This window comes from Paraburkholderia sp. NMBU_R16, from assembly GCF_013282575.1.
GTDB lineage: Bacteria > Pseudomonadota > Gammaproteobacteria > Burkholderiales > Burkholderiaceae > Trinickia.
Map to the genome: position 1 here is coordinate 75,915 of NZ_JAAAYE010000025.1, position 13,349 is coordinate 89,263.

The 13,349-nt window shown below is 63.0% G+C and carries 10 protein-coding genes; 1 reads left to right on the forward strand and 9 read right to left on the reverse strand.

Annotated features, from left to right (window positions below):
* Nucleotides 1-7 precede the first annotated feature (7 nt).
* The 9 genes from murF to GWC77_RS14915 form a co-directional block, all read right to left on the reverse strand.
* The gene (gene murF / locus GWC77_RS14875) at nt 8-1,495 is read right to left on the reverse strand and encodes a UDP-N-acetylmuramoyl-tripeptide--D-alanyl-D-alanine ligase (RefSeq protein ID WP_173258016.1); all 1,488 of its coding nucleotides are present in this window, start codon (nt 1,493-1,495) and stop codon (nt 8-10) included.
* Nucleotides 1,492-3,018, reverse strand: coding sequence for a UDP-N-acetylmuramoyl-L-alanyl-D-glutamate--2,6-diaminopimelate ligase (locus GWC77_RS14880; protein ID WP_173258018.1), 1,527 nt, complete (start codon nt 3,016-3,018; stop codon nt 1,492-1,494). Before GWC77_RS14880 ends, murF begins: the two co-directional genes overlap by 4 nt.
* Complete coding sequence (locus GWC77_RS14885; protein ID WP_173258020.1) at nt 3,015-4,838, reverse strand: penicillin-binding protein 2; 1,824 nt, start codon at nt 4,836-4,838, stop codon at nt 3,015-3,017. The genes GWC77_RS14880 and GWC77_RS14885 overlap by 4 nt, the downstream gene beginning before the upstream one ends.
* Nucleotides 4,835-5,215: a cell division protein FtsL gene (gene ftsL / locus GWC77_RS14890; protein ID WP_173258022.1), complete on the reverse strand. Its 381-nt coding sequence runs from the start codon at nt 5,213-5,215 to the stop codon at nt 4,835-4,837. Before ftsL ends, GWC77_RS14885 begins: the two co-directional genes overlap by 4 nt.
* Entirely contained in the window at nt 5,212-6,153 is a 942-nt protein-coding gene (rsmH, locus tag GWC77_RS14895) for a 16S rRNA (cytosine(1402)-N(4))-methyltransferase RsmH (RefSeq protein WP_173258024.1), read from the reverse strand. Before rsmH ends, ftsL begins: the two co-directional genes overlap by 4 nt.
* Nucleotides 6,154-6,283: 130 nt before the next feature.
* The gene (mraZ, locus tag GWC77_RS14900) at nt 6,284-6,712 is read right to left on the reverse strand and encodes a division/cell wall cluster transcriptional repressor MraZ (protein WP_173258026.1); all 429 of its coding nucleotides are present in this window, start codon (nt 6,710-6,712) and stop codon (nt 6,284-6,286) included.
* Between the two features lie 411 nt (nt 6,713-7,123).
* Nucleotides 7,124-7,747: a 2-polyprenyl-3-methyl-6-methoxy-1,4-benzoquinone monooxygenase gene (coq7, locus tag GWC77_RS14905; protein WP_173258028.1), complete on the reverse strand. Its 624-nt coding sequence runs from the start codon at nt 7,745-7,747 to the stop codon at nt 7,124-7,126.
* Between the two features lie 146 nt (nt 7,748-7,893).
* On the reverse strand, nt 7,894-9,618 hold the full coding sequence (locus GWC77_RS14910; protein WP_173258030.1) for a long-chain fatty acid--CoA ligase: 1,725 nt from the start codon (nt 9,616-9,618) through the stop codon (nt 7,894-7,896).
* Nucleotides 9,619-9,733: 115 nt separating this feature from the next.
* Nucleotides 9,734-11,818: a molybdopterin-dependent oxidoreductase gene (locus tag GWC77_RS14915; protein WP_173258032.1), complete on the reverse strand. Its 2,085-nt coding sequence runs from the start codon at nt 11,816-11,818 to the stop codon at nt 9,734-9,736.
* Nucleotides 11,819-11,972: 154 nt separating this feature from the next.
* Here GWC77_RS14915 and GWC77_RS14920 point away from each other — a divergent pair, with 154 nt between their 5' ends.
* On the forward strand, nt 11,973-13,175 hold the full coding sequence (locus tag GWC77_RS14920) for a M20 aminoacylase family protein (RefSeq protein WP_173258035.1): 1,203 nt from the start codon (nt 11,973-11,975) through the stop codon (nt 13,173-13,175).
* Nucleotides 13,176-13,349: the final 174 nt, after the last annotated feature.

Genomic DNA, 13,349 nt, shown 5'->3' on the forward strand with positions numbered 1-13,349 from the left:
TTCTTTTTCAGTGCGCGCCGGGCGCGGCGCCCGGTGCGCAGGGTTGCAATTGCGTCAGCGCGTCGACGACGCGCTCCATACGCATGAAACGCGAGCCCTTCACGAGCAGCGTGGCGCCGGCGCCGAATCCGGCTTCCAGCAGATGGGCGAGGAGCGTATCCACATCGTCGAAGTGGTGCGCGAGGCGCTCGCGCGCCGCAGCGTGCGGCTCGTTGGCGGCAGCAAACGCCGCACAGCTCGCACGGGCCGCATCGCCGAGCGCATACAGCGCATCGATGCCGCGCTCGCGCGCGTACGCCCCGACCTCGCGGTGAAACTCGGGGCCGTGATCGCCCACTTCGCCCATGTCACCCATCACGAGCACACGCGGCGCCGGCATCGAGGCAAGCACGTCGATCGCGGCGCGCATCGAATCGGGGTTGGCGTTGTAGGTGTCGTCGACGACGGTCGCGCCGGCCAGCGCGCCTGCCGCGGCACGCTTGACCTGCAAACGCCCTTTGACCGGCGAAAACGCTTCGAGCCCGCGGCGGATCGCATCGAGCGGAACATTCGCGGCAAGCGCCGCGGCCGTCGCGGCAAGCGCATTGCGCGCGTTGTGCGCGCCAAGCACTTGCAATGTGGCTTCGAATGCACCGGCGGGCGAGTCCACCTTCAGTCGATTGCCGATGAATTCACCCGCCACCGCCGCGGCGCGCGCCGCCGTGGCACCCTTAGCCGCCCCCGTTACCGCCGCGCCGCGATCGTGAAGCGCGAAGTCGATCACGCGATTCCCGGTGGCCGCGACACGCCAGATACCGGCATAGGCGTCGTCCGCGGGAAACACGGCGACGCCATCAGGACCGAGCGCGTGAATCGCACTGGCGTGCTCGAGCGCGACAGCCTCGACCGTCGCCATGAATTCCTGATGCTCGCGCTGCGCGTTGTTGACGAGCGCTATGGTCGGCTCGGCGATCTTGGCGAGCGTGGACGTTTCGCCCGGATGGTTCATGCCGAGTTCCACGACGGCGAGCTTGTGCACAGCGCTCAGACGCAACAGCGTCAACGGCAAACCGACGTCATTGTTGAAATTGCCGGCCGTCGCGAGCCGCCCGTCTTCGCCGCATGCAGCGGCAAAGATCGAGGCGATCATTTCCTTGACCGTCGTCTTTCCGTTGCTGCCGGTCACCGCGACGAGCGGGATCGCGAACTGCCGGCGCCAGCCGCGCGCGAGTGCACCGAGCGCAACGCGTGTATCGCCGTCGCCGGCTATGACGATCGCCGGCACGCCGAGCCCCTCCGGCAGCCGCGCAACCAGTACGGCGCTCACCCCGCGGCGCGCCACATCGGCCAGAAAATCGTGCGCGTCGAACCGCTCGCCTTTCAGCGCGACGAAGAGATCTCCGGGGCCCGCCGTCCGGCTGTCCGTGCTGATGCGGTCGAACGCAACGGCGCCGTCGCCGGACACGGTCGCGCCCGGAATCAGCGAAGCGGCTCGAGCGAGCGAAAGCATCGTCATTCGCCGCCCCCGCGTGCCTGTGCAGCGCGCGATGCCAATGCAAGGCGCGCGTGATCCTGGTCTGAAAAGACTCGCTTCTTACCCATGATTTCCTGTGTGGCTTCGTGCCCTTTGCCAGCCAGCACGACGACGTCCTCGCGGGCGGCCCCTCGCACCGCTTGCAGAATCGCGCTCGCACGATCCTCGATGGCGCGAGCGCGGCCCGGTTCCGTCATGCCGGCGAGGATCTGCTCGATGATCGACTGGGGCGCCTCGCTGCGCGGGTTATCGCTCGTCACGACGACCGCATCCGCGAGTCGCTCGGCGATCGCACCCATGAGCGGGCGTTTCGTCGCATCGCGGTCCCCGCCGCAGCCGAACATGCAAACGAGCTTGCCGCCGCGTGCTTGTGCGATCGGCCGCAGCGCGTCGAGCGTCTTTTCGAGCGCGTCAGGCGTATGCGCATAGTCGACGACGACGAGCGGCTCGTCGTTCGCGATCCGCCCGCCGAGCCGCTGCATGCGGCCATTGACGGGTTCGAGTTTGGCAAGCTGCGTGAGCGCGGCGGCGAGCGGCACGCCGCTGGCAAGCAACGCCCCCAGCACCGCGAGCAGATTGCTGACGTTGAACAAACCCAGCGTGCCGACTTCGACCTCGTTCGCGCCCCAATCGGACGACAGATGAAAGGCGGTGCCGGTGGCAGTGGCGCGCACGTTGGTCGCGCAAATCGACGCATCGCCGTGTCCGGCGGGCGGCGCGGCGCCGATACCGTACGAGATCGTGCGCACACGGCCCATCGTGCGCGCGATGAAACGCTGACCGGCCGCATCGTCGCGATTGACGATAGCCGCTTGCAGCGTGGGCCAGTCGAACAACCGGGCCTTCGCCGCCTCGTAGGCTTTGAAGGTCTTGTGATAGTCGAGATGGTCCTGCGTGAGATTCGTGAAGACGGCAATGTCGAAGGCGGTTCCGTTCACTCGTCCCTGATGCAGCGCATGCGAGGACACCTCCATGGCGACGCTCTTGGCGCCCGCCGCGGCCAGCGCAGCAAGACTGCGCTGCAGTTGCGGCGCATCGGGTGTGGTGAAGCCCGTTTGCGCGAGCCGTCCCGGCATGCCCGTACCGAGCGTGCCGATGACGGCGCAGGGGGCCTCGAGCGAGCTCAGCGCCGCTGCGATCCATTGCGTACAGGAGGTCTTGCCGTTCGTACCCGTCACGCCAATCAAGCGCATCGACTGGCTCGGCTCGCCATACCAGACGCTCGCGATTTCGCCCGCCAGTTCGTTCAATGCGGGTACCGCTAGCGCGTGGGCCGCGTCGACTTCGCCCGCGAATCCCTCCGGCTGATAGAGCACGGCAGCAGCCCCGCGTTCGAAAGCGCGCGCGATATGCGGCCGGTTGTCCGCACCGTCGACGGCATAGGCCAAAAACACGTCCCCCGGCGCAAGGGTGCGGGTGTCAGCGTGCAGATGCGCGCCCGAGCGCGCCTGCAAACGCAGCCATGCGATCGCATCGGCGACGTGACGGTTGACGGCGGCGCTCATCGCACCACTCCCGGACGGCTGCGAGGATCGTTGGAGACGGCTACCGTGCGCTCCTGCGCGGCGGCCGGCGACTTCGTTACATCGTCGGAGACGACGAGTTGCTTCACCGGCATGTCCGGCGGCACGTTGAGCGTGCGCAGCGTATCGCCGACGATGGAGGCGAAGACCGGCCCGGAGACATAGCCGCCGAAGTGACTGCCCGCGGTCGGCTCGTCGATCGATACCGCGACGACGATACGCGGGTTGGGCATCGGCGCCATGCCAACGAACGACGCGCGGTATTTCGAGTGATCGTAGCCATGCGCGCCGTGCTTATAGGCCGTGCCGCTCTTGCCGCCCACGCGATAGCCCGGCACCGCTGCCTCGGGCGACGTACCTTGCGTCGAGACGACGCTCTCGAGCATCGTGCGCACTTCGCGGGCCGTGGTCGGCGAGAAGATCTGCGTGCCGGCGACGGGTTGATCGGGATTCGTCTTGAAGATCGACACTGGCATCAGTCGGCCATCGTGCGCGATGGCCGTGTAGGCGCGCGCGAGCTGAAAGAGCGACGCGGAAAGGCCATAGCCGTATGACATGGTGGCCTGCTCGATGCGCCGCCAACTCTTCCACGGCCGCAAACGGCCTGCGGCGGCGCCCGGGAATCCAACCTTGGGCGCCTGACCGAGTCCGATGCCCGTATACATATTCCACATCTCTTCGGGCTTGAGCGTCATGGCGATCTTCGTGGCCCCGATGTTGCTCGATTTCTGAATCACGCCGCCGACCGTCAGCACGCCGAAACCGCTGTCGTCCGTGATCTGCGCACCGTCCAGCACGAAATGGCCGTTGCCCGTATCGACGAGCGTGTTAGGCGTGACGCGATGCAAGTCGAGCGCAAGCGAAACCGTGAACGGCTTCATGATCGAGCCCGGCTCGAAAACGTCGGTGAGAATCCGGTTGCGCAACTGCTCGCCGGTCAGGTGCGACCGGTCGTTCGGGTTATAGGTCGGATAGTTGACGAGTGCGAGGACTTCGCCGGTGCGCACATCGATGACCATCGCCGCGCCCGCCTTCGCTTTCGATTTTTCGACGGCGGCCTTCAGGTCCGCATAGGCGATGTACTGGATCTTGCTGTCGATCGAAAGATCGACGTCCTTGCCGTTGTGCGGCGGCACTTGCTGATCGACATCCTCGATGATCCGGCCCATGCGGTCTTTGATGACGTGGCGCATGCCCGTCACGCCCGCGAGGAGCTTCTGATCGCCGAGCTCGATGCCTTCCTGGCCCTCGTCTTCGACATTGGTGAAGCCCACCAGGTGGGCCGTAATTTCGCCTTCGGGATAAAAGCGCTTGTATTCCTCGCGCTGATAGATGCCCGGAATGCCGAGCGCCATCACCTTGTCCGCGGTTTCGACAGGTACTTGGCGCTTCACGTATACGAAAGTTTTGTCGCCCGAAAGCTTCGTGCGCAGTTCCTTGCGCGTAAGGCCGAGCAGCGAGCTGAGCGCCGCGAGCTTCTCGTTGTCGATGTTTTCGGGCACCGACTCGGGAATCGCCCAGATAGCGCGCACAGGCAAGCTCGTGGCGAGCACGAGGCCATTGCGATCGAGAATCTTCCCGCGCGTGGCAGCCAATTCGATCGTGCGCTGGTAGCGGCTTTCACCCTGCTTCTGATAGAACGCGTTGCCGGGCCCCTGGATCCAGAACGCGCGCGCGACGAGCGCCACGAAAGCAACGAACAGCAGAAATACGACCAGCTTCGAGCGCCACATCGGCAAGCGCACCGAGAGTACGGGACTCGCGGAAAACGTTACACCCTTGCGACGGCTGCCTTGCTTCATCGCGCGCCTCCGCGGTTGGCCGCCGCAACGCGTGCTTTCGGCGCACGCGCGGTCGCCACGCCGGCACTGGCCGCAACGCTCGGAATGGCGACTTCCTTCGCCTCGGACGCACCGGCGGCCAACGTCAGGTATTGGGTACCGCCGCTTACGACGGAGCGCATCTTGAGCGAATCGGTGGCGACTTGCTCGATGCGCGAGGTCTTCGAGAGCGCGCTTTGCTCGTACTGCAACTGCGCGTAGTCCTGCTGCAGCTGACGCTCCTCGGCCTGTGCACGCTCCAGTTGCACGAACAGCCGCCGCTGCTGGTTCGTCGCATTGACGACCGACAAGGCGCAACCGAGAACGATGATGAGCAGGAAGATATTGAGGCGGCTCATGGCGCGACGCGCTCCGCGACGCGCATCACCGCCGAGCGGGCGCGGGCATTCGCCTGCACCTCTTCAGGGCTGGCAAACACCCGACCGACTATCTTGAGCGGAGGGCTCGGCAAATCGACGGCGCGAATCGGCAAGCGACGATCGACAGCAGGCGCACTCGCGTGCGCCTGCATGAATCGCTTCACGATTCTGTCTTCGAGCGAATGAAAGCTGATGACCACCAGCCGCCCCCCTTGCTCCAACAACGACAATGCAGCCTCTAAAACGACTTGCAACTCCGCAAGCTCTTGATTGACGTGAATCCGTATAGCTTGAAAGGTGCGGGTTGCCGGGTCCTTACCCTTCTCACGTGTCTTGACGGCGTGAGCCACGATTTCGGCAAGCTCGCCCGTGCTGTCGAGAGGCCCGAGACGACTGGACTCTGCCCGGCGAGCAACAATCGCCTTTGCAATCTGAACAGCAAACCGTTCTTCCCCATAATCTCGAATGACCTCCGTCAGTTCCTGCTGCGTTGCCCGGGCCAGCCACTCGGCCGCGGATTCTCCTTGCGTCGGGTCCATTCGCATATCGAGCGGACCGTCGGCGCGGAAGCTGAAACCTCGCTCGGGATCGTCGAGCTGTGGCGACGACACACCCAAATCCAGCAATACTCCAGACAGCCGCGCGATACCGCGCGCGACCATCGCCTCGCGAAGGCCGGCAAAACTGTCGTGCACGATTTCGAACCGCTTGTCTTCGATCGCACGCGCCGTTTCGATCGCTTGCGGATCCTTGTCGAACGCAATCAAGCGCCCCGCCTCACCCAGCTTTGCCAACACCGCCCGGCTATGCCCGCCACGCCCGAACGTACCGTCCACATAGATGCCGTCCACTCGCGTCACGAGCGCATTTACCGCTTCATCCAGCAACACCGTCTGATGCTGCAGCGTATTTCCCATCGCAGCGTCCAAGTTCCAAGAAAACGCCGGGCCGTCCCATGCTTCCGCCCCGCAGGAATTCCCTCGGGGAATGCGCCCCTCGAGCGGACCTGACGCGAGGCGGCAAGTCCCAGGGCACTCACAACAGCGATCAGAAAGTGAAATTCTTCAACGCTTCGGGCATGCCCTGAGCCATCGCCGCCTGCTCCTTGGCTGCGTATGTCTGGGCGTCCCAGAGTTCGAAATGGCTTCCCATGCCCAACAACATGACTTCCTTTTCCAGTGCCGCCGCCATGCGCAATTCCGGCGAAACCAGAATCCGTCCAGCGCTATCGAGATCGACATCCGAGGCGTTGCCGAGAAAGATTCGCCGCCACCAGTGCGCGTCCATCGGCAACGCGGCGATCTTGGCGCGAAACACTTCCCACTCGGGGCGCGGAAAAAGCAAAAGGCACCCGTCCGGGTGCTTCGTCAGCGTCACCCGTCCTTGTGCCTCGCCTTGCAGCGCTTCGCGATAACGAGAGGGCACCGACATCCGGCCCTTCGCATCGAGCGTCAGCGCCGACGCCCCTTGGAACACGTCCTCTTCCCCTCGGGGCGCGCGCCCCGTCCGTCACACTCGAAATCCGATCGAAAAAGGTCCGATCAATCCACAAAAATACACTTTCTCACACTGTCTCCCACTTTAGAGTAAGGGCATGGGACGGTCAAGGGACAAGACCGTTTTTTGCACTAATTTTGTTTGTAAGAACAAGGACTTACGTGTCACCGTTCACGTGGGCACTTAAAATGGAAAAGCGTTATAAATGAATGAACTACTGCATCTTGTGAAGGTGATACCTGAGAAGCTCGCAATAAGCGTCGGGCCGAAAAGCGCTGAGAGGTGGCGGAAGACGGGGAGAACGGCGCGGAAATTGGAGAGGTAGTGCTCATTCGATGCGGGCGGCGGAGCTGGCGCCGCCCGATCGGGATCGCTAACGTTTCAGGTGCGTCAAATGTAGTATGCGGTGCTCGTCATGACTTTGGATGCGGCGCGCATCAGTGCCCGTACCGGGAAAGGCAGTTCGACGCCGCCCGCGTCCGTAGCGGCTTTGGCGTGCTTCATTTCGTCGGCACGCATCTGGTCGACTATGGCGCGAGAGGCGAGATCCGCTTCGGGCAACGATTGCAGGTGGCCATCCAGATGGTGTTCGACCTGCCGTTCAGTCTCCGCCATGAACCCGAGGCTCGCTTTATCGCCGAGCGCACCCGCCGCCAATCCGATCGCAAGCGAACCGGCATACCAAAGCGGATTGAGCAGGCTCGGACGTGAGTCGAGCTCCTTGAGGCGATGCGAGGTCCAGGCGAGATGATCTTCCTCTTCGCGGGCCGCCTGCTCGAACGCGTCTTTCAGCGCAGGCGAGCGCGTGGCCAGTTTTTGAGCCTGATAAAGCGCCTGGGCGCAGATTTCGCCGACATGGTTGACGCGCATGAGGCCGGCCGCGTGCGCGCGCTCTGCAAGCGTCATTTCCGCGCCGCCGGCGGGGGCGATCGGCACAGGCCGGCTCATCCGGCTGACTCCCGCGATCGAACGCAGCCCACGGTCGAATTCCGTGACCCACTCGTCCAATATCATCCGATTCTCCGTTGCGTAGTCACCGGCGCAAGACGCGCGTGGTGACTTCATTGCGCCCCAGCTTTCGCAAAGATCAGTGCAAAAGAGCGGCTAACCGGACATTTTAGACGATGTTCGCAAAGGTGTGCTACGCGAGGCGTAAGCCCTCACCCGTGACGTTCGGCCGCAACGGGGGTACGCGGCGTGGCCGTCGACGTGAGCGCAATATTGCCCCTCAGTTCGCGGCGCAAGATTTTGCCGACGTTGGTTTTCGGCAATTCGCTGCGGAACTCGACGATCTTCGGCCGCTTGTACCCGGTCAATTGCGTCTTGCAGAAAGCCAGGATATCGGCTTCGGTGAGCGCGGGATCCTTCTTGACGATAACGAGTTTGACGGCCTCGCCCGAATGCTCGTCCGGCACGCCGACGGCTGCGACCTCGAAAACACCGGGATGCTGCGCCACCACATCTTCGATCTCGTTCGGGTAGACGTTGAAGCCGGAAACCAGAATCATGTCCTTCTTGCGGTCGATGATTTTGAAATAGCCTCGCTCATCCATGACGCCGATATCGCCCGACTTGAAAAACCCGTCGGCCGTCATGACCTTGGCCGTCTCGTCGGGCCGATTCCAATAGCCTGCCATCACCTGCGGACCGCGAATGCAAATCTCGCCGGGCTGCCCGACGGGCACGGGGTTGTCGTTGTCGTCGCGAATCGACACCTCGGTGGACGGCAGCGGCACACCGATCGTGCCGCTGTACTCCGTGGCGGTAACCGGATTGCACACCGCCGAAGGCGAAGTTTCCGACAGACCGTAGCCTTCGATAATCGGCACGTGGGTACGCTCGAACCAACGCCGCGCGACCGCGTCCTGAACAGCCATCCCTCCCGCATTCGCGACGAGCAGCTTCGAGAAATCGAGCTTGCCGAAATCGGGATGATTGAGCATTGCGTTGTAGAGCGTGTTGACGGCCGGGAAGGTATTGATCGGATACCCCTGCAATTGCTTGATCATGCCGCCGATATCGCGCGGGTTCGGGATCAGGATGCCGAGGCCTCCGCTTCGCACCGTCAGCAAGAAGCAGACGGTCAGCGCATAAATATGGTAAAGCGGCAACGCGAAAACGTTGATGATCTGCTCGACGTCCGCATGCAGTGCATGGGCCGGTTCATGCCAGGCGGCCGATTGCAACACGTTCGCCACGATATTGCCGTGCGTCAGCGTCGCGCCTTTTGCGACCCCGGTCGTACCGCCCGTATATTGTAGGAACGCGATGTCCGAGCGGCTTAGCCGGGCGGGTGCAAATGGCTGTCGTGCCCCCGCGGCCAACGCCTCGTTGAATTTGACGTGCCCGGGCAGATTCCACGCAGGCACCATCTTCTTCACCCGTCGCACGACGAAATTGACGATCACACCCTTTGCGCCCATGAGATCGCCCATCGACGCGACGATCACATGTTTGATTGCAGTGCGGCTCACCACCGCTTGCAGCGTTGCGGCGAAGTTTTCGAGCAGGACGATGGCTTCGGCGCCGCTGTCCTTGAGCTGGTGCTCGAGTTCGCGGGGGGTGTAAAGCGGGTTGACGTTCACGACGACATAGCCGGCCCGCAAAATGGCAGCGATGACGACGGGATATTGAAGGACGTTCGGCATCATGATCGCGATGCGCGCACCGCTGGCCAGCCCTCTCGATTGGAACCATGCGCCGAGTCCGCGCGACATCGCGTCGAGCTCGCCATAGGTCAACGACTTGCCCATGCACACAAAAGCGCGTTTGCCGCTGTGCTCGCGAAAGCTTTCTTCGAGCATCTGGCTCACCGAGTCGTAGCTTGTCGCATCGATTTCGGCGGGGACGCCGGGCGGATACGACTTCAACCAGATCTTTTCCATGCGGCGTCTCCCTGTTTTTCGAATGATCGTGCGAAAAAGCGCATCCTATCCGGTCGCCCCCCGCGAAACAACCGGATTAGACATCGACTTCCAACTCGAAGTGGGTAGCTGAGCGTCAGACTCGGACGCGTTCCACCTCGACCAGGCAGTCATAAAAAGTCGCCGATCCCCCGAGATCGGTCAGCGCCTGACTCGTCACCTGGTTGGCATTGCAGCCGTCGGGCGAGAGCTTTTTCCACCAGATCGAAAGGCCCACCACGACGCCCGTGCGTGCGCGGTCGGCCACGCGCGCCCGAGCCTTCATCGAGCCACGGTCGTTGTATACCCGCACGATATCGCCATCCGCTATGCCGCGCGGTGCTGCATCGCACGGATGAATGTCGAGATGCGGCTCGCCCTCCGTCGCACGCAGGCTATCGATGTTCACGAAGCTGCTGTTCAGGAAGTTACGCGCCGGCGGCGAAATCATCGCCAACGGATAGCGGGCCGCCAGTTGCGGCGCGGCCTCGACCGATTCGTAGGGCGGCAGGTAGTCGGGCAGCGGATCACGCCCTTCCTGGGCGAGCAACGTACTGGCGAATTCGCACTTGCCCGAGGGCGTCGGAAAGGCGCCCTCGGCAAACGGTGCCTCGGGAATGTCGAGTTTGAGCCAGCCCTGCTTTTCGAGCGCCTCCCATGAGGCGCCGCGCAACGATGCGTCGTCCCACCGCAAAGCGGCGCGTGCGATGGTTTCGTCGCTTTCATAAAGCGCCGGCTCGTCGATTTCCATGCGGCGCGCAATGCCGCGGAATATCTCGCTGTTCGGCCGGGCTTGTCCGACAGGGGCAATCGCGGGCTGGTTCAGCATGACGTAGGTGTGGCCGTACGACTTGTGAATGTCGAGGTGCTCGAGCTGCGTGGTCGCGGGCAGAACGAGGTCGGCATAATCGACGGTGTCAGTCTGAAAGTGCTCGAGCACGATCGTAAATAGATCTTCCCGTGCAAAGCCTGCCGCCACGCGCTCCGAATCGGGCGCAACCGCAACCGGATTCGAGTTGTAGACCACGATGGCTTCGACTTTCGGGCCGAAGACAGCATCCCCCGGATTAAGCAGAGCATCGCCGATAGCATTCATATTGATGGCGCGCGGTAGCGTCGTCGGCCAGCCCGGCAACAGATCGGGACGTTGCAGCGCCTGCTGGTTGACCGGAGCCCAATTGGATGCCGACAACAGCAGGCCACCGGCGGGCTCGCGCCAGGCTCCGGTCAGCGCTGGCAAACAAGCGATGGCGCGCGTCGCGTTTCCACCGCCACGCACGCGCTGCATGCCGTAGTTGAGCCGGATAGCCGCCTTGCGCGTTTTTCCGTAGAGACGCGCGAGTTCGACGACTTCGTCTTCTTCGATGCCACAGATCTGCGCGACGCGCGATGGCGGGTAAGCGAGCGCGCGTTCACGCAGCCCGTCGAAGCCGATCGTATAAGCGTCCACATAGTCGCGGTCGATCAGATTCTCGGCGATGAGAACGTTGATCATACCGAGCGCGAGTGCGGCGTCGGTACCGGGACGCAGCGCAATATGACGATGACACTTCTCAGCCGTTAGCGAGCGGTAAGGGTCGATGGCAACGAGCATCGCGCCGCGGCGCTTCGCCTCCTGTGCGCGGGTCCAGAAATGGAGGCTCGAGGCGATCGGATTGCCGCCCCAAATCAGAATGAGTTCGCTTTGCTCGAAGAACTCGAGGTGCATGCCCACGCTCGCACCGTAGGTGTAGCGCAGGCCCGCCGCGCCGGCTGCCGAGCAAATCGTCCGCTCGAGCCGCGACGCGCCGAGCTTATGAAAGAACCGTTGTGCGACGCTCTCGCCCTGGACCAATCCCATGGTGCCGGCATAGCTATACGGCACCAGGGCTTCGGGCTCACGGCGGACGACTTCGGTCAGCCTGCTGGCCGCCAGCGTCAGCGCTTCATCCCAGCCGATGGGTGCAAATCGTCCCTCACCCTTTTTCCCGATTCGCTTGAGCGGAGTCGTCAATCGTGCAGGATGGTGTACGCGTTCGGGATACCGGCTCACTTTCGTGCAGAGCACACCCTGTGTGGGCGGATGATCGGGATCGCCCACCACTTTGACGGCCTTCCCCTCCTTGACTGTCACGCGCATCGCACAGGTGTCGGGGCAATCGTGGGGGCAAACCGCGCGGGCAAACTCGAGGGGAGCGTTCATGAGGAAGGTCCTTGGCGATGCAATGAGCCGGTGCCGCCAATTCTATTACTTCCGCCGCGCTGGCCGGGCCGAATCGGCCGCGATCGAGTTCGGCGTAGAATGGATCGGACTGCGGCTAGTCAGTCTCGAACCACTTACCGAAGTCGACCGTATCATGAAACTCCTTCCTGAAGTCCTCGCTGCGCGCGAGGAAATCCAGTCGTTGCGACGAACGATCCATGCCCATCCGGAGTTGCGCTATGAGGAAGTCCGCACCTCCGAGCTTGTTGCGCGGCAGCTCGAACAATTGGGCATCGAAGTTCACCGGGGGCTCGGCAAAACAGGCGTGGTAGGGGTGTTGAAGCGCGGCACGGGGACGCGCTCCGTCGGCCTGCGCGCCGACATGGACGCCCTGCCGATCCACGAACTCAACAGCTTCGGCCACCGTTCCCAAAACGAGGGGAAGATGCACGCCTGCGGGCATGACGGACACACCGCAATGCTGCTGGGCGCGGCGCAGTATTTGGCGAAACACGGTGAGTTCGACGGTACGATCGTTTTTATTTTTCAGCCGGCAGAAGAAGGCGGAGCCGGGGCACGAGCGATGATCGAGGACGGCCTCTTTTCCAGGTTTCCCGTCGACGCAGTCTTCGGCATTCACAATTGGCCTGGTTTAGCCGAAGGCTCGTTCGGTGTGACCGAGGGGCCGATCATGGCGTCGAGCAACGAATTCCGAATCGACATACGCGGCGTGGGCGCCCATGCGGCGCTGCCACATAACGGCCGCGATCCTGTTTTTGCCGCGGTCCAGCTCGCGAACGGGCTTCAGAGCATCATCACGCGGAACAAGAAGCCTATCGACACAGCGGTGCTTTCGATCACGCAGATCCATGCCGGAGATGCCGTCAACGTCATTCCCGATGAAGCGTGGCTCGCAGGAACGGTTCGCACGTTTACGACGGCAACGCTCGATCTGATTGAATCGCGGATGCGCAAGATCGCTGAAGCGACAGCTGCCGCTTACGATTGCTCCGCTGCCGTGACATTCCATCGCAACTATCCGCCGACGATCAACAGCGCCGAGGAAACGCGCTTTGCAGCCGAGGTCATGCGCGAGGTGGTGGGCGTCGAACGTGTCGATACGTCGATCGAGCCAACCATGGGTGCCGAGGATTTTTCGTTCATGCTGCAGGCGAAGCCCGGTTGCTATGCGTTTTTGGGCAACGGCGACGGCATGCACCGCGAGATGGGACATGGCGCGGGTCCATGCATGCTTCACAACGCAAGTTACGATTTCAACGATGCGTTGTTGCCGATTGGCTCGACGTATTGGGTGCGACTCGCGCAGCGATTCCTGGCGCCGGGCAGAAACGGTTAGCTGGGATAGGGGCAGACGGCGCTCGGCGCGGTCCGTCCCGTCGGTTTGCGCAAAGCAAAAACCCCCGGTTCGCATGTTGCGAACCGGGGGTTTTCAATGGGGAGCCTGACGATTACCTACTTTCACACGGGCAATCCGCACTATCATCGGCGTGGAGTCGTTTCACGGTCCTGT

Coding starts and splice junctions, on each gene's coding strand:
- murF (WP_173258016.1), bottom strand. CDS start 1,495: ATGACGATGCTTTCGCTCGCTCGAGCCGCTTCGCTGATTCCGGGCGCG.
- GWC77_RS14880 (WP_173258018.1), bottom strand. CDS start 3,018: ATGAGCGCCGCCGTCAACCGTCACGTCGCCGATGCGATCGCATGGCTG.
- GWC77_RS14885 (WP_173258020.1), bottom strand. CDS start 4,838: ATGAAGCAAGGCAGCCGTCGCAAGGGTGTAACGTTTTCCGCGAGTCCC.
- ftsL (WP_173258022.1), bottom strand. CDS start 5,215: ATGAGCCGCCTCAATATCTTCCTGCTCATCATCGTTCTCGGTTGCGCC.
- rsmH (WP_173258024.1), bottom strand. CDS start 6,153: ATGGGAAATACGCTGCAGCATCAGACGGTGTTGCTGGATGAAGCGGTA.
- coq7 (WP_173258028.1), bottom strand. CDS start 7,747: ATGATATTGGACGAGTGGGTCACGGAATTCGACCGTGGGCTGCGTTCG.
- GWC77_RS14910 (WP_173258030.1), bottom strand. CDS start 9,618: ATGGAAAAGATCTGGTTGAAGTCGTATCCGCCCGGCGTCCCCGCCGAA.
- GWC77_RS14915 (WP_173258032.1), bottom strand. CDS start 11,818: ATGAACGCTCCCCTCGAGTTTGCCCGCGCGGTTTGCCCCCACGATTGC.
- GWC77_RS14920 (WP_173258035.1), top strand. CDS start 11,973: ATGAAACTCCTTCCTGAAGTCCTCGCTGCGCGCGAGGAAATCCAGTCG.